Raw genomic sequence first — 16,116 nt, forward strand, 5'->3', positions numbered from 1 at the left:
CGACCTACCCTGAGTGTTATGGCCAGATCACATCTCACTCTAGCCGCGCTGGCGACCTCCGCTGTCGAGGGACTCGAAGTCGCCGCAGCCGCCCCGTTCGGCACCGGTAACGGCAACGACTTTGACGCGGCGCTCATCACCGACCGCGCCGGTAAGCACTGGATTATTCGAGTGCCCCGAAACGCTGCGGCCGAGAATGTGCAATCCGCCGACCTCGTTGCGTTGCGCGCCCTCAGCGCCGGAGTACGCACCCGCCTCCCCTTCGCTGTCACGAGCTACGCCGGCCAGGTTGCCGTCGGTCAGACCCGCGGCATCGTCTACGAATTCGTTTATGGCAACAAAGTTTCCATGCGCTCCTACACGACCGGGCCCAACTCGCTTGCGGCTTCGATCGGTACCGCAATCGCCGCGATTCACGCTCTGCCGACGAGCTTTGTAGCGGATGCCGGACTCCCCGTTCAGACGGCCGGCGAAGCGCTGCGCTCCTGCATTTCCATTATTGACCGTGCTGCCGCCACCAAGCTCGTGCCTGCCGCGCTGCTGGAACGCTGGCGCGAAGCGACCGAAGACTCCAAGCTGTGGCAGTTTCAGCCAACCGTCGTGAACGGTTCGCTTGTTTCTGATTCCTTCTTGAGCGCCGACAACGCCGTTACCGGTGTACTCGGCTGGCAAGACATCAAGGTGGGAGACCCGGCCACAGACCTGCAGTGGCTGCTCGGACCGCGCGACGAGGCAATTATCGACACCGCCTTTGGTGCGTACGCGGATGCTCGGGGAGCTGGTGACCGCCAGCTCAAGCAGCGCGCCACGTTCTACGCCGAACTCTCAGTCGCGAAGTGGCTGTTGCACGGCACCGAAGTGCGCAGCACCGAAATCGTGGACGACGCCGGCGAGATGCTGACGACGCTTCTCGACGACATCCGTGATGACGTGATGAACCCCATCAGCGCCAACACCATGCCGACCATGGCGGTTGACGAAGTTGAAGCCATGCTGCGCAAGGACAACCGCGCGGTTTAGCGCTGTCGCGCTGCGGGGCGGGGCGGGGCGCTGCGGCGCGCCGCTGTCTCGCTGGACAGGGCGCGAATAGCTCCACGGGGCCCGACGACCTCGACGGCTCACGGCCGCCTTACTGTTGAGCCGAGCATCGCACCTTCGCTACTTTTCGGAGCGCCGTTTCGATGCCGACCGGCGGAGCAGTGACGAGCGCAGCGTGCGAAGCCGGTTGCGCTTGGGCGCTGGATGCTGCACGGATGCCGCCGCAGCGTCGGCATCCACGATTGTGATGGGCTCCGTAATCGCCCGCGACTGATGCTGGGGCACAATCGCGACCCAGCGACCGTTGCGGCGCGGAGCAACCTTCACGGTCAATCGACCGGAGCGCGCGAGAACGATCGCGATACCGATAGCGACCGCGGCGGGAACACCACCGGCGATCACGAAAGCGAGCTTGGCACCCCACAGCTCGGCGATCGTTCCCATGAGCGGGCCACCCACGGCTTGGCCGCCCAGGATGACGATGACCCAAAACGCCATGACACGACCGCGAATCACGAGGTTCGACGAGAGTTGCACCATGGTCTCGGCCGCGGTCATGAGCAGCAGACGGCTCAGCCCGATACCGATGAGCACGCCGAGGAACAGTCCGTAGACGGGCACGATGCCGGCGAGCATCATCATGAGGCCGTAGAGCACTGCGCCGAAGATGATCGTGCGCAGGCGGAGGCTGGCTCGGCGGGCCGAGGCGAGTGCTCCGAGAAGCGCACCGATGGCGGCGAGCGAGTTGTAGAGGCCATAACCACTAGCCCCGGTGTCGTAGACGGTGTTGGCCATCGCGGCGAGAAGCGTCGGCATCGGCATCCCGAAGACAGCGACGACGAAGACCATGATCATGGTCCAGAACAGCGTGGGCTTGGCCTTGATGTAACGGATAGCTTCGCGGATCTGCCCCTTGGCTTCGGGAGCCCGTGGGGCGATGAGCAGCTCGTTCTTGCGCATCGAGGCGAGGATGATGACACCGATCACCACGGCGACAGCGTTGATGCCGATGGCCCAGCCCGAACCGGCAGCCACGATAAGTGCACCGCTGAGCGCGGGGCCGAGGAAGGCGCCGGAGTGGAAAATCGATGCGTTGAGGCTGATCGCGTTGCGCAAGTGGCGCGGGCCGACCAGTTCGTTGACGAACACCGCGCGAGCCGGGTTGTCGAAGACTTGGATGATGCCCATGAGCAGCACGAGAAGGTAGACCAGCCACAGCTGGGCGACGCCCATGATCGTGACGATCGCCAGAGCGAGGCTGAGCAGGCCGATGATCGACTGCGCGACCATGAGGGTGGCGCGCTTGTCGAAGCGGTCAGCGATCACGCCCGCGTAGGCACCGAGCACAATCGTGGGCGTGAACTGAATAGCGATCGTTAAACCCACGAGGGCGACGTTGCCGGTGAGCTCAAGAACAAGCCAGTCCACAGCAATGCGCTGCACCCAGGCCGCGGTGTACGCGATGAACTGCGCAATCACGTAGAGGCGGTAATTGTGCAGTCGCAGCGAGCTAAAAGTGTCGCGCCAGAGGGGGCGCTGCATGACCGCCGAGATAGGAACTGTCGCCGGCGACGTCTCAGATGGCATACTCACGCCCTCAAGAGTATTGTCTCACCACTCATTCCGCGGCATAATCGAGCCTATAAATTCAATTACGTTTTGTAATGGAGAAGTGTGTTCGATCCCGTACTCCTCAAATCGTTCGTCGCTGTCGCTGAGAACCGCAGCTTCACGGATGCCGCTCGCGCGCTCGAGCTCAGCCAGCCGACGATCAGTCAGCATATTCGCAAGCTCGAAGCTGCCGCGGGGCGCATCCTCGTGATGCGCGATACCCGCGCCGTCTCTCTCACCGACAACGGCGAGGCAATGCTCGGCTTCGCCCGAGCGATCTTGGCCGCCGAAGATCAGGCAGTGAAGTACTTCACCGGTTCTGCCATGCGCGGTCGACTTCGTTTCGGTTCCGCCGACGACTTGGCCCTCACTCAGTTGCCGCGCATTCTGCGGGACTTTCGTCAGCTCTATCCACACATCAACCTCGAATTGACGGTGAGCCAGAGCGGCAATCTCGTGCGCCGCCTCCAGGCGGGCCAGCTCGATCTGATTTTTGTGAAACAGGATGCTGGGGCCGAGGGCGGGCGTCTCGTGCGCCGTGACCGGATGGTGTGGTTGGGCCACAAGAGCATGACGCTCGAGGTCGGCTCCCCTGTTCCACTGATCGCCTACCAAGCGCCCAGTCTGGGCCGCGCGTACGCGATGCGTGCGCTTGAAGCGGTGGGGCGAACGTGGCGCATTACCTGCAACGTCAAGGAAGTGAACGGTGCGCTTGCTGCCGTACGGGCCGGAATCGGCATTGCGGTGTTTCCGCAGTCGCTCATCCCCGCCGACCTTGCGCAAGTGCCGGCGTCGTTCGAACTGCCCGAGCTGGGCGACGTCGACTTCGTGCTCCTCGACAACCCGATGGCGGCTCGCGAACCCGTTGAGGCACTCAGCACGGCCATCCTGAGTCGACCAGTTCAGCGCCGGGTTTAGGGTGGTCGGCTCGCGCTAGCCGGGCGCCGGCTTTAGCCGCCGAAGCTTGGCGCGGTGCCGACCGATCCGGCCCACGCCTGCCGCAGTTCGCTCTCACTTGAGATGTGCGTTGGGCGGATGACGGTGTCGTCAGCAACGAAGTAGAACGCGGCATCGATCTTGTCGGGAGCGACGCCCTTCCACTGCGCGTAGGCGAGGCGATACAGCGCGAGCTGCAGTTGCTTCGCTTCGAGGTCAGCCTCATCGCGCGGCGCGCGGCCGGTCTTCCAGTCGACGATTTCGTAGCGGTCGCCATCGGCATACACGGCGTCAATCTTGCAGATGACGACGCGATCGCCAAAGGGAACGTGGATCTCGATTTCGACGTCGACCGGTTGCCGCGTGGCCCATGCTGAGCGCTCGAACGTTGCTTGCAACTCGGCGAGCTTCGCAGCCTCCGCAGCGCTGTCGTCGTCGGTGCCGTCGAGTTCGAGTGCGAAGGCGTCGAGCGTTTCGGTGGATGTCGAGGTACCGAACCGTGATTCGACCCATTCGTGAAATTGGGTTCCCAGTCGCGTTGCCCGGTAGGGCTTCTCGGGCATGGGGCGGCGAAGCGAGAGCGCGACGGCTTCGGGATCAGCGATGTAGTCCTTGAAACGCGACGCGGGGATGCGCTGCGGCAGTGGGGTGCGTCGGGCTTCGCTCGCAGCACGGGCGCGCTCGGCGAGTAGCAGGTCGATCTCGTGTGCCCAGAGTCCATCAGCGCCAGGGTCGGCGGTCGTGACGAGTTGCGCGGCAGCTTCGACCGTCGCTCGACGGTTGCCGAGCGGGTCGAAGGGCCAGAGTGGATCAACGACGTCGTTGAGCGTGGGGTTCTCGTCGTTCACGGGGTCGGTCGGCAGTTCGCCGATCAGTTCGTGTTCCTGAAGTTCTTGCAGGAAGGTGCTCGGGGCTTGCGGTTTGCTGCGGCTCGACCAGAACGATCCGGTAAGTAGCAGATTGTCGCGGGCGCGAGTGATCGCCACATAGCCGAGTCGTCGCTCTTCGGCTTGGTGGCGGTCGGCCAGTGCGGCTTTGAACTCTTTGAGGGAGCCGTCGAAGTCTGATTGGTACTGAGCGTTTTCCCACTCAAGTTCGGGCAGCTCGGCGGCGTCGCCGCGGAAGGCAAACGGCAACTTGCCGAACGAGACCCAGCCCTTGCCCTCTCTCGACGTCGCGGGTACTTCGCCATCGACGAGGCGCGGCACGGCCACGAGATCCCATTCCAAACCCTTAGACGCATGAATGGTGAGCAGTTGCACGGTGCCGGCTTCGGCATCGTCGCTGCGTGGCCCCATCATGTCTTGCTGGGCAGCACGCCGCAGCCACGACAAGAAGCTGCCGAGGTTCGCTTGGTCGTCGCTCGCCAGGAACCCGGCGAGTTCATCGTGGAAGGCATACAGGTTGGCCATGCCCTGCGCTTGAGGCCGGCTCGCGACGACCTCAATGTCGAGCAGCAACTCTTGTTCGAGCAACCGAACGAGGTCGCCGAGTTCGAGCCCGGCCCGCGAGCGGAAGAATGCCAATTGTTTGGCGGCATCTTTGAGCCGTGAGAGCCCCTCGGGGCTGAACTTCTCGAGCTGCGAGTGGGAGGCTGGGGCCTCTCCGACGAAGTCGAGAGCATCAACAATGGATGCCGAATCATCGACGGCAACAGAGTCCCGCATCCGCTGCTTCACGTCGTCACTCAACTCGTGTTGGGAGAGGGAGCGGCTCAGCAGCCAGCGAGACAGATCGGCCAAGGCTTGCAGATCGCGCGTACCGATCGACCAGCGGGCACCCGAAAGAAGGCGGATGAGTTCGGAGCCCGCACTCGGGTCGTGAATGACGGTGAGCGCGCTGACAAGGTCAACGATTTCGGGGGTCGACAGCAGGCCGCCAATTCCGAGCACGTGGTACGGAACGTCTTGGGCACCGAGCGCCGTGGCGAAGCGATCCATGTCGCTGCGGCGCCGGAACAGGATGGCGGCGGTCGGCGGTTCGGGGGCGGCGGCATCCGGGTCAGGGTTGTAGTGGTTCCACGCTGGCGGGGCGAGAGCGCGCGCGAACCACGTGGCGACGCCCGTCGCTTCTTCATCGATGTGTTCGTAGTAGTACGCGTCGACAGAGCCCGCGGGTGCGTTGGGGCGAGCACCGAGGGACTCCACCCGCACAGGCGAACGCGCGCTGAGCGGCTCGACGATCACGTTGGCAGCGTCGAGCACCGAGGTCGCATTGCGCCAGCTCGTGGAGAGAGCAAAGTACTGCGCATCCGCGTTCTCCGTAAAGTCGCGACTGAAGCGGGCGAGGTTGGCCGCACTCGCTCCACGCCAGCCATAGATCGACTGGTGCGGGTCGCCGACAGCCATCACGGAGTGGTTGCCGAAGAGGCGTGCCAGCAGCCTGGTTTGTACAACGCTCGTGTCTTGATACTCGTCGAGCAGCACGACGCGGTAGCGGTCTTGGTAATGGTCGACAACGTCTTGTGAGCGTTGAGCAACTTCAAGCGCGAGCGCCACCTGGTCACTGAATTCGAGCAGGCCCTGTGCGCGCTTCTGCTGGGCATACTGCACGGCCAGCTCGAGCAGGGGCGCGAGGGAGCCGATCTCGGCGACAGCATCGGTCACCGAGGCGTACGGTGTTTTCTTGCGCGCGGTGTCGGCGTACGGAAGTTCTGAGATCTGGGTGAAGCGCTGCGCGTAGGCGGCCACTTCATCCGCATTCGCCACGTTGTCGCTGAGGGCATGGCTGAGGTCGAGCACCGCTTCGGTGAGCGCGTTGATCGACTTTTCGAGGCCCACGAGCCGCTCATCCATGCTCGCCACCACAAGCTTGCGGGCAAGCTGCCATGACGAAGGATCGTTGAGCAGCGTCGACTCCGGCTCGCGCCCGATGAGCAACGCGTTCTCGCTGAAGAGCGCACTCGCAAAGGAGTTGTAGGTAGAGATCGTCGGCTGGTCGAATTCAATCGACGCCGTCTCGGGCGTTGCATCAAAACGCTCGGGATGCCGGTTCTGCACCTCGCGCAAGATTGCGACGCGCTCGCTCACTCGTTTACTCAGCGAGCCCGCTGCCTTGCGCGTGAAGGTGAGGCCCAAGATCTGGTCGGGGCTCACAAAGTTATTGGCGACGAGCCACACCACCCGGCTGGCCATGGTGTCGGTCTTGCCGCTGCCTGCACCCGCCACCACGAGGGCGGGCGACAGGGGCGCTTCGATCACGACTTGCTGCTGCGGTGTGGGCGCATGGATGCCCATGAGGCCGGCGAGGTCAACGGACGAGATCATCGGGCGCTCACCGCCGGCACGACGTGGATGCGGCAATTGCCAAAGCTCCACGGGTCGGTGCAGTGGCTGCTGACTCGAGCCACAAACACGCTGCCGGCCATTCCGCGGGCATTGTCGATCACGCGCTGTCGGAACAGTTCAAGCTGCTCGTCGTTCATCGGTTGCTGCTTGGGGTCGACGTAGTCGCGGGTTTTGGCCGAAGGTGAGAGCACAACGAGCTTGGCACCGCCGTTCTCAAGCCCCTCGGGCACCCCCTCGATCGCTCCCGACGCGAACGCTAGTTGGTAGGCCGCGAGCTGTGGATGATCGGCCACAGCCTTATCGGTCGATGGTTCGTTCTTGCCGGTCTTGAGGTCGACGATCACCGCGGTGGTGCCGCCGTACACCTCAACGCGGTCAATCTTTCCGCTCAGGAGAGCCTGATCGAGGGGCAGCTTGAACTGCATCTCGTTGCTGACGAGTTCTCCCCCCTCGGCCGCGAAGTCGCGCAGGTAGGTAGCGAGATGCTGCGTGAGTTTCTTGGCACGCAGCTTTTCGGCCTCCGACTGCCAGTTGGCTTCGAAGCTCATCTGGCTCCAGCGCTCTTCGACACCCTTGAAGAGAGCGTCGGCGCTAAAGTCGGTCGCTTTCTCCGCAACGTCGTGGATGAGCGTGCCAAGGTTCGAGGCGGTGTTCGACGTCGACCCGCCCAGCTGGTCAATGGCCCAGTGCAAGGGGCAGGTTTCGAAGGACTCCATGCGCGAGGGCGAGACGCGCACTTCGGCGTCCGGTTCGGTGAGGTCAACAAGGGGTTCGGTGGTGCTGGGAGTTCGCAGGCCGTACCACGAGCGCGGATCGGCCCCGGGAACGCCTTCAGCGGCGAGGCGGGCTAGAGAGGATGCCGCGGCATCCGGATTCGCGCCGCTCCTCAGTTCGCGGCGTAGCACTCCCACGAGGCCACGCAAACTGAGGGGCGGGCGCGACCGTACAGGTTCGTCCGGTTCGGGAATGAGGGTCAGGAACGGGGACGGCATGTTGTCGTCGCCAGCCACGGCGGTCACAATTACTTCGCTCGTCGCCCGCGACACCGCCTGCGCAAACATGCGCAGCTCGTCGTGCAACACTTCGCGGCGACGGTCGGTAACCGCAAGCTGCTCCCCCGCGAGCACTCGAGGAAGGTCGTGCGCGCCCAGTAGCGAGCCACGCACGCGAAGGTTGGGCCACACATTCTCTTGCAGCCCGGCGACGACCACGACATCGAACTCTTGACCGATGACGGATGCCGGGGTTCCGACGGTGACGGAATCCATGATCGAGCGAGCAGCGAGCGTGTCTTCGGCGACATCGGCCGAGAGCCATTCGTTGAGGAAGACGTTGGCGGGAGCATCCGGTCGACGTTCCACAAAACGCTTCGCTGACGAGAACAGGGCAACGACGGCATCGAGGTGGCGGTTGGCTTCTTCAGCCACGACACCGGCGCCGAGCGCTTGCTCAAACCAGCGATCGGCGAGCCCACTGCGCTGCCACGCGCCCCAGAGAAGTTCTTCGATCGTGTCACCCGCGGCACCGGCCGCTGCGGTTTCTCGCAGGTTCTTGGCCACTGCAGCCGCCTGGCGAGCAACGCGATTGTCGATCGTGACGAAGCCAGCAGGAGCCGCCATCGCTTGCGCGATCAACTCGTCGGCAGAGTCGAAAATCTCTGCGCCCAATGCCTCGTGCCGCAACGCTGCCTTGAGGCGGCGCAGCGAGACGGCATCGAAACCGCCCACTGAGCTGCACAGCAACTCGACGGCCGCCGCGGCATCCAGCGGACGACGTTCCAAGGCCAGTTCAAGCAGCACGATGAGGCCGTTCACGCTGAACTCGTCGCGCACCGCGCTGCGCGCGCTCGACACACTCGTGACAACTTCGAGCGTGCGCAGCTGACGGGCGAGCGAGGGAATCAATGACCCCGTGCGCACGATCACCGCCATGCGCGACCACGGCACCGACTCAAGCACGTGTTTCTCGCGCAAGTGCCGCGCGATGAACGCCACCTCTTCGGCCGGGGTCGACAGCTGAAAACTGTGGATGCTCGAGGCCGCCGTAGCGACCGCCGGCGACTTGCGCTGCTCAATGAGCCCGGCCACGCCGATGCGTTGCGTGAGCGCCGTGACGGTTTGGCGCAACTCGGCGCTGTGCCGATGAACCGACGACAAGAACAGCGACTCGCAGTTCTCGAGCGCCAACCGCGCTGCCCACTGCGAGAGCACTGCAGGCTGAGCGCCGCGGAATGACCCCGTCGTGAGGTCGGGGTCACCGAAGCCAATGATCGTGATGCCGCGAGACGCGAGCGCGCGCACGAGCGAAATCGTGGCTTCGGTGAGCTCGTGGGCGTCATCTACCACCACGAGCCGCAGGCGATCGATCGCGGCGTAGTGACCGCCCTCGATCAGCGCGGCGGCTTCGGCAAGCAACTCGCTCGCGTCGAAATGCCGGTCGCGATAGCTGCCCTTGACGGCGTCGTAGACCGAGATGAAGGCGGATGCCGCCACCCATTCCGGCCGTTCGGTGCGTTCGCCCAGCGCCGCCAACTGTTCGGGAGTGACCCCAAACTCGACACAGCGCATCATCAGATCTCGCAACTCGGTACGGAACCCTCGAAGGCGGCGAACCTCGGGATCGAGGTGCGCCGGCCAGGGCGCTCCCGTTCCGTCGGCGATCTCACCGGCGAGAAGGTCAGAAATAATCTGGTCTTGCTCGGCGCCGGTCAAGAGCGTGGGTGCGCCATCTCCGGCCACCGCCGCCGCTTCGCGAATAACTTCGAATGCCAAGGAATTTGCTGTGCGCGCCATCGGGCCAAGGGTGGGCGCATCGATGCGCGCAGCGAGACGATCACGCAGAGCCGTTGCGCTCTGACGAGTGGCCGAGAGCACCACGATCTGCTCGGGAGACCAGTCGCGCTCGTGAACACGCTCAGCAACGAGCTCCACCAGAGTGGCCGTTTTACCCGACCCTGCCGCACCGACCACCACTGCGCTCACGCCGTCAGCGAGATCGACAACTGCACGCTGTGAATCGTCGAGATTCAGCGGTACGGGAGCCGTGACATCCGCTGACTCTGGGGGCAAGGTGACCATGAATCAACGTTATCGGGATGCGCTGACAGTGAACGGGACATTCATCGCCCCGCGTTGTGTCGTAATCTGTGTTCGTGGACATAAGCATCGGTATCAATAACAGCCCCCGTGAGATCAACTTCGAGTCGGCACAGTCGGCCAGCGAGGTTGAGACCATCATTGCCGAGGCATTGAACTCGGATGCCAAGTACGTGAGCCTGCGCGACGCCAAAGGCAAGCTGTACATCGTTCCGACCGCGGCTGTTGCCTACGTCGAACTCGGCGAAGAAGAGTCGCGCCGCATCGGATTCGTGGCCTAACAGTGGAACTGCTGTTCGTCACCGTGATCGGGGCATCTCTCGCGACCATCGTGCGCTACCTGCTGCCCTCGCGCGGCATGTACGGCATGGCCCTGCTGCCCGCAGTCGGCGCCGCCGTTACTGCGTCCGTTTGGGTTGCCCTCGTGTGGGCCGGTTTGACCTTTGACGGCGGCTGGATTTGGGTTGCCAGCCTTCTCGCCGGCGTCGCTGCCGCGTTGGCCACGGCCATCATGCTTCCTCGCTACCGCGAAGCCGCCGATGTGCGAGCCTTCGAAGCCCTCACCCGCGGCTAACTAGGCCTTCGGTCGCTCAGCGGCCGAGCTCTAAGCTGTCCGGCGCTAACCCGCCAGGCGCTAGGCAGTCAGGCCGAGCGCATCCATTCGACGGGTGTGCGACGCAACGAGCTCGGTGAAGACCGGCTCAACCTGAGCTTCGGTGTTGCGCGTGTGGTCGGGAAAGACCAGCGCGGAACGTGCCAACAGCATCATGTCGCCCATGAGGCGGCGGCCCCACATTGCCAGTCGCGAGTCGAGACGAGGGTTTTCGTCGATAGCGGCCTGCAAGTATTCCGCCAACACCTTCTCGCCCGATTCGCCGCGGAAGATTTCGACAAGACGAGTGTGGGATTCCGTGGGAAGCCCCGCAGCAAGGCGTGCGTAGAAGTCGTCAAAGAATCCCGCGCTCAAGTAGGCCGAGATCAATGACTCGTACCAGTCGGCGCCGCGAGCGATGCGATCAAACTCGTCGACCTCATCCGTAAAGCTGTCCATGACTTCAGCGGGCGAACCGCCGGCCTTGGTGATCTCGTCAACCAACTTGCGGTGCTTCGCCATCGACAGCTCGGCAGCTTTGCCGATTGCCGTCTTGGCGGCCGTTGTTGGCGCCGTCGAGATCACTCGCGAGAGGTTCTCGAAGATCATGAGTTGCACATACGCTGCACGCCCGAGGAACGCGAGGATGTCGGGAGCGAACTCCGCTAGGGCTATTTTTTCGGTCGCGGAAACATCAGATCGTGACCGAAGGCGAGGTACTTCGATGCGACCTGGCTTGCGCGAAAACCACTTAACCACGCAGCCAGCTTAGAGCGTCTGGGTGCCCTACGTCTCTGCAACAACCCGCCTCGCCGCCGCAATTCACGGCCTCACCGTAGAGAAACCCGCTAAACTGCGGGCATCCCCCCGACTCAGGAGGGGGTCCGGCGCCCCAGGTCAAAAAGGGCGCATCGCACCTAGACGGGCTTCATACGTGACTTTCTCAGAACTCAATATCGATCAGGACATGGTCGATGCACTTGCAACCAAGGGCATCCTCGAACCGTTCCCGATCCAAACCCAAACAATTCCTATGGGCCTCGCAGGCCAGGACATCATCGGCCAGGCCAAGACAGGTACCGGTAAGACGCTCGGCTTCGGGCTCCCCGTACTGCAGTCGCTCGGCACCGATCCTGAGCCCGGCGTCAAGGCCCTCATCGTGGTACCGACTCGCGAGTTGTGTGTTCAGGTAGCCGAAGACCTCGTGCTTGCAGCATCCAACCGCTCCACCAAGATCGCCGCTATTTACGGTGGCAAGGCTTACGAGGGTCAGGTCGAACAGATTAAGGCCGGCGCTCAAGTAATCGTCGGCACGCCGGGTCGTTTGCTCGACCTGGCTAGCCAGCGCATGCTCTCGCTCAAGGACATCAAGGTGATGGTTCTGGATGAGGCAGACAAGATGCTCGACCTCGGCTTCCTTGCCGACATCGAGAAGCTGTTCGCTCAGACTCCTCCTACCCGTCACACGATGCTGTTCTCGGCAACGATGCCCGGCCCGATCGTGGCTCTCGCTCGTCGCTTCATGAACAAGCCGATCCACATCCGCGCCACTGACCCCGACGAGGGCCTGACGCAGAAGAACATCAAGCACGTCGTGTACCGCGCTCACAACCTCGACAAAGACGAAGTCATTGCGCGCATCCTGCAGGCTGAGGGTCGCGGCAAGACCGTCATCTTCACGCGCACCAAGCGTGCTGCCGCCAAGCTCGTAGAAGAGCTGAACGACCGTGGCTTCAACGCCGCCGCCGTGCACGGTGACCTCAACCAGGAGCAGCGCGAGCGCGCCATGGCCGCGTTCAAGGCGGGCAAGAAAGACATTCTCATCGCGACGGATGTTGCGGCACGAGGCATCGACGTCAACGACGTCACGCACGTGATCAACCACACCATCCCGGATGACCACGACACCTACCTGCACCGTGCGGGCCGTACCGGCCGCGCCGGCAAGACCGGTGTTGCAGTCACGTTCGTGGACTGGGCAGACATGCTCAAGTGGACGCACATCAACAAGGCGCTCGAAATGGGCATCCCCGAGCCCGTCGAAACCTACTCGTCGAGCCCGCACCTCTTCACCGACCTCGACATTCCTGAGGGAACCAAGGGCCGCCTGCCCGGCTCGCACGCTCCGGCAGTACGCGCCAGCGGTGCTGCTTCGGGTTCCGGATCGGGATCGGGCGGCGGCCGTGGATCGCAGCGTGGTGGCGACTCCTCGCGTCCGCCTCGCAACCGCACCCGTTCAGGGTCGGGTTCGGCATCCGGTTCAGGATCACGTTCGAGCGATGGCGGATCGGTAGCGAGCGCCCGCGCCGCTGACGACAGCACGCGCCCCGAAGGCGGCGGAACGCACGACGGCGGAGCACCCGCTCGTCGCAAGCGCACGCGTCGTCGTCGTGGTGGCAACGAGGGCGCACCGAGCACGCCTCCCACTGCCTAAGTAGCAACACACTTCACACGAAAGCCCCGCACACTGTGCGGGGCTTTCGCAGTTAAGGCGGAGGGCTCGTGCCGTTGGGCTAGGAGCGCAGCGAATCTGCCGCGGTGCGCAGGGCGGTCGCGGATTCGGTCAGCAGTCGCAGTTCTTTCTCGCTGAACGTGGTCTCCTTGATGGGAGTTGCCCCCGAGGCACTCACAATGCACGGCACCGAAAGAGCGACACCGCTGATGCCGTGAAAGTCGGAGAGCACGGGCGCTACCGGCATGATCGAGTGCTTGTCGCCGAGAATCGCTTCCACGATATGGGCCGTCGAGAGACCGATCGCGTAGTTCGTCGCGCCCTTGCCTTCGATCACCTTGTAGGCGGCGTCGCGCACGCTGATCGCGATCTCGTCGAGCTCTGTCTCTGTCATGCGCGGATGCCCGTCACGCTGCCATTCGAGAACCGGCACACCACCGATGGTCGCGCGCGACCACAGCGGGAACTCGGAGTCGCCGTGCTCGCCGATGATCGAAGCGTGAACGCTCGAGGGCGAAACTCCGGCACGCTCGGCCAGCTTCCAGCGCAGGCGTGAGGTATCGAGAACGGTGCCCGAGGCGAAGAGGCGCTCGGGCGGCAAACCCGACTGCTCCTGCGCGAGCGCGGTGAGCACGTCACACGGGTTCGTGACGATGACGTAAATGGCGTTCGGAGCGACCTCCATCAGCTGCGGGATCATCGAGCCGAGCATCCGCGCATTCACATCAGCAAGCTCCAGCCGCGTCTGGCCGGGGTTTTGCTTGGCTCCCGCCGTGATCACCACGACGTGCGATCCGGCCGCAACGGAGATGTCGCTGCCGCCGATGATCTGACTCGACCCCGTGAACTGTGTGCCGTGGGCGAGGTCGAGCACCTCGGCATCCACCTTCTTGGTCGCAATGTCGTACAGCGCGATCTGGCGGGCAGAGCCGCGAATCAGGGCAGCATAGGCGGCACTGGCGCCGACACTGCCGGCACCCACGATGGTCAGTTTGGAGTTCTCGACAACGCTCATGCGATTAGTGTGCCACGATGCCCGCTAGGAGGTCATCGCCGCGGCGAGCTGCACAATGATCCGTTCGAGAATGGGGCGCGAGGTCGCCAAGTTCATACGAATGTGGCCGGCGCCAACCTCGCCGTAACCCACGCCGCCATTAACCCGGATGCCCGCCTTCTCGGCCAGCATTTCCGCAAGCTCCGGCTCATCCGAGTAGGCACGCAAGTCGAGCCACGCCAAGTAGGTGCCCTGCATCGGAGCCATGCGGGCCTTGGGCAGGTGCTCGGCGAGCGCTGCCCGGGCGAACTCGATGTTGCCCTCGATGTACTCGCGCACTTCGAGCAGCCACGGCTCGCCGCGCAAGTAGGCGGCGGTGTTGAGCTTCATGCCGGGCGTGCTGGCACCGTGCGTGGCAAGCCAGCTCAGCGACTCCCACTGTGCGCGGTCGGCGTCGTTGCTGAGGATGATCTGCGCACACTTGAGCCCGGGCAGATTGAAAGCCTTTGACGTGCTGGTGGCGGTGATCGCGGCACGCGCACCGGCATCCGAGACACTCGCCAGGGGCACGTGCTTGTTGCCAAAGAGGGCGAGGGGCGAGTGAATCTCGTCGCTAAAAATGCGCGCACCGTGAGCGTCAGCCACGTCGGCGAGCGCCACAAGTTCGTCACGCGAGTAGACCTTGCCGGTGGGGTTGCCGGGGTTGGCGAGAATCAGCAGGTTGGCGCCGGCAGCGAAGTGGCGAGCGATGTCGTCGAGGTCGAGCGCGAAGCTGCCATCATCTCCACGCAACATCGGCGACTCGATTACGTCGCGGCCGAAGTCTTTCGGCACCGCCAAGAAGGGCATATAGGCGGGAGTCGGCACGATCACGGCGGCTCCGGGCTTGCTGAACTTCGTGATGGCCAATTCAAGCCCTTTGAGAACGTCGGGCAGCGGGTGCACGTCGGCGGCATCCAGCTCCCAGCCGTACTGCTCGCGGTGCCACTTCGCCGTTGCCGCGTTCACTTCGAGCGCGACCGACTCGTCGGGGTAGCCGAAGCCGAAGCGCTCAGCAATCGCGGCCCACTCCTCGAGCACGGCGGGCGCGGTGCCGTAATCCATTTCGGCAACGCCCGCGCACAGCAGGTCGCCTTCGGGTGCGGTCCACTTGTTGCTTCCGCGACTGCGCAGGAGTTCGGGGGTCAGGGCGTTCCACTGTTCGGCGTTGGTAGTCATGAGGTCTCCTCCTGGGCGGGGTTAGCGCCGGCAATAAAAGGTTGTGATCCGGTGGCGCGCGCGATGAGCTTCTCGAGCACTTCGGGAGCCGTGGTGTTTTCGGCGAGTCGGTTGGGCTTTCCTTCGCCGTGGTAGTCGCTTGAGCCGGTGATTTCGAGCCCGAACTTCTTGACGACCGTCATCAGCCAAGCTTTGCCCTCGTCGGTGTTGTCGCGGTGGTGAACCTCAAGCCCGAAAAGGCCGTGGTCCACCAGCTCGCGGATCACCGCGTCATCCATCGACCGATATTTTCCGTGAGCGGCCGGATGCGCGAGCACGGGCACTCCCCCGGCAGCGACGATCATTTTCACGCCTTCGAGCGGACTCGGAGCGTAGTACTTCTCGTAATACCCACCCTGCCAGTGCAGGATGCTCTCGAACGCAGCGCTGCGATTGGCGACGTGCCCTTTGCGCACGAGCGCGTCGGCAATGTGCGGGCGCCCCAGAGTCGTGCCGTCGGACGACTCAGCGAGCACGTCGTCCCACGTCAGGTCGTAGTCGAGGGCAATTTTTTCAACGATGCGTTCAGCCCGCCGCAGACGGCCATCGCGGATGCGCGCCGTCTCGGTGACAATCGTGCGGTCGAGCGGGTCGAAGAGGTACGCGAGAACGTGAACGCTCGCGGGGCCAAAGTTGGTGCTCAACTCCATGCCCGGAATGACATTGATGCCGGAGGCGGATGCCGCAGAAATGGCCTCCTGCCAGCCAGCGGTGGAGTCGTGGTCGGTGAGCGCTACCGTCGCGAGCCCCGCCCGGGCAGCAGAACGAATCAGCTGGGTGGGGGTTTCGGTACCGTCAGACACGGCACTGTGAGTGTGCAGGTCGATCGGGGTGTTGAGCATTATGCAAGCCTA

12 protein-coding genes are annotated in these 16,116 nt (G+C 63.9%); 5 read left to right on the forward strand and 7 right to left on the reverse strand.

What is annotated here, in order from left to right:
* Window positions 1-18: 18 nt before the first annotated feature.
* A complete protein-coding gene (locus ACWTV3_RS09895; RefSeq protein WP_498478049.1) occupies window positions 19-1,020 on the forward strand; it encodes a phosphotransferase in 1,002 nt (333 codons plus the stop codon).
* A gap of 138 nt (window positions 1,021-1,158) precedes the next feature.
* Here the strand turns inward: ACWTV3_RS09895 and ACWTV3_RS09900 are convergent, their stop codons facing one another.
* A complete protein-coding gene (locus tag ACWTV3_RS09900) occupies window positions 1,159-2,625 on the reverse strand; it encodes an MFS transporter (RefSeq protein WP_498478539.1) in 1,467 nt (488 codons plus the stop codon).
* Window positions 2,626-2,712: 87 nt separating this feature from the next.
* Here ACWTV3_RS09900 and ACWTV3_RS09905 point away from each other — a divergent pair, with 87 nt between their 5' ends.
* Complete coding sequence (locus ACWTV3_RS09905; protein ID WP_498478050.1) at window positions 2,713-3,567, forward strand: LysR family transcriptional regulator; 855 nt, start codon at window positions 2,713-2,715, stop codon at window positions 3,565-3,567.
* A gap of 32 nt (window positions 3,568-3,599) precedes the next feature.
* Here ACWTV3_RS09905 and ACWTV3_RS09910 read toward each other — a convergent pair whose 3' ends face one another.
* Together ACWTV3_RS09910 and ACWTV3_RS09915 are read right to left on the reverse strand one after the other, a co-directional pair.
* The gene (locus tag ACWTV3_RS09910) at window positions 3,600-6,887 is read right to left on the reverse strand and encodes an ATP-dependent helicase (RefSeq protein ID WP_498478051.1); all 3,288 of its coding nucleotides are present in this window, start codon (window positions 6,885-6,887) and stop codon (window positions 3,600-3,602) included.
* Entirely contained in the window at window positions 6,848-9,949 is a 3,102-nt protein-coding gene (locus ACWTV3_RS09915; RefSeq protein ID WP_498478052.1) for an ATP-dependent helicase, read from the reverse strand. The genes ACWTV3_RS09910 and ACWTV3_RS09915 overlap by 40 nt, the downstream gene beginning before the upstream one ends.
* Before the next feature lie 74 nt (window positions 9,950-10,023).
* Here ACWTV3_RS09915 and ACWTV3_RS09920 point away from each other — a divergent pair, with 74 nt between their 5' ends.
* The gene (locus tag ACWTV3_RS09920) at window positions 10,024-10,248 is read left to right on the forward strand and encodes a DUF3107 domain-containing protein (RefSeq protein ID WP_498478053.1); all 225 of its coding nucleotides are present in this window, start codon (window positions 10,024-10,026) and stop codon (window positions 10,246-10,248) included.
* A gap of 2 nt (window positions 10,249-10,250) precedes the next feature.
* Complete coding sequence (locus ACWTV3_RS09925; RefSeq protein WP_498478054.1) at window positions 10,251-10,541, forward strand: hypothetical protein; 291 nt, start codon at window positions 10,251-10,253, stop codon at window positions 10,539-10,541.
* A 60-nt stretch (window positions 10,542-10,601) separates the two neighbouring features.
* Here the strand turns inward: ACWTV3_RS09925 and ACWTV3_RS09930 are convergent, their stop codons facing one another.
* Window positions 10,602-11,318, reverse strand: a complete 717-nt coding sequence (locus ACWTV3_RS09930) for a ferritin-like fold-containing protein (RefSeq protein ID WP_498478055.1) — start codon at window positions 11,316-11,318, stop codon at window positions 10,602-10,604.
* A gap of 175 nt (window positions 11,319-11,493) precedes the next feature.
* On the opposite strand from ACWTV3_RS09930, the gene ACWTV3_RS09935 reads away from it, so the two are divergent.
* Window positions 11,494-12,993, forward strand: a complete 1,500-nt coding sequence (locus ACWTV3_RS09935) for a DEAD/DEAH box helicase (protein WP_498478056.1) — start codon at window positions 11,494-11,496, stop codon at window positions 12,991-12,993.
* 79 nt (window positions 12,994-13,072) lie between these two features.
* Here ACWTV3_RS09935 and ACWTV3_RS09940 read toward each other — a convergent pair whose 3' ends face one another.
* From ACWTV3_RS09940 to ACWTV3_RS09950, 3 genes are read right to left on the reverse strand one after another with little or no spacing between them, the layout of a single operon-like run.
* On the reverse strand, window positions 13,073-14,026 hold the full coding sequence (locus ACWTV3_RS09940; RefSeq protein ID WP_498478057.1) for an L-lactate dehydrogenase: 954 nt from the start codon (window positions 14,024-14,026) through the stop codon (window positions 13,073-13,075).
* Window positions 14,027-14,050: 24 nt separating this feature from the next.
* Window positions 14,051-15,223 carry a MalY/PatB family protein gene (locus ACWTV3_RS09945; protein WP_498478058.1) on the reverse strand — a complete coding sequence of 391 codons (1,173 nt, stop codon included), beginning with the start codon at window positions 15,221-15,223 and terminating at the stop codon, window positions 14,051-14,053.
* Window positions 15,220-16,104 (reverse strand): PHP domain-containing protein, encoded by an 885-nt coding sequence (locus tag ACWTV3_RS09950; RefSeq protein ID WP_498478059.1) that lies wholly within the window; start codon window positions 16,102-16,104, stop codon window positions 15,220-15,222. Before ACWTV3_RS09950 ends, ACWTV3_RS09945 begins: the two co-directional genes overlap by 4 nt.
* Window positions 16,105-16,116 lie beyond the last annotated feature (12 nt).

The sequence above is a fragment of the Salinibacterium sp. AL4.1 genome, from assembly GCF_059767305.1.

Coding starts and splice junctions, on each gene's coding strand:
- ACWTV3_RS09895 (WP_498478049.1), top strand. CDS start 19: ATGGCCAGATCACATCTCACTCTAGCCGCGCTGGCGACCTCCGCTGTC.
- ACWTV3_RS09900 (WP_498478539.1), bottom strand. CDS start 2,625: ATGCCATCTGAGACGTCGCCGGCGACAGTTCCTATCTCGGCGGTCATG.
- ACWTV3_RS09915 (WP_498478052.1), bottom strand. CDS start 9,949: ATGGTCACCTTGCCCCCAGAGTCAGCGGATGTCACGGCTCCCGTACCG.
- ACWTV3_RS09940 (WP_498478057.1), bottom strand. CDS start 14,026: ATGAGCGTTGTCGAGAACTCCAAACTGACCATCGTGGGTGCCGGCAGT.
- ACWTV3_RS09945 (WP_498478058.1), bottom strand. CDS start 15,223: ATGACTACCAACGCCGAACAGTGGAACGCCCTGACCCCCGAACTCCTG.
- ACWTV3_RS09950 (WP_498478059.1), bottom strand. CDS start 16,104: ATGCTCAACACCCCGATCGACCTGCACACTCACAGTGCCGTGTCTGAC.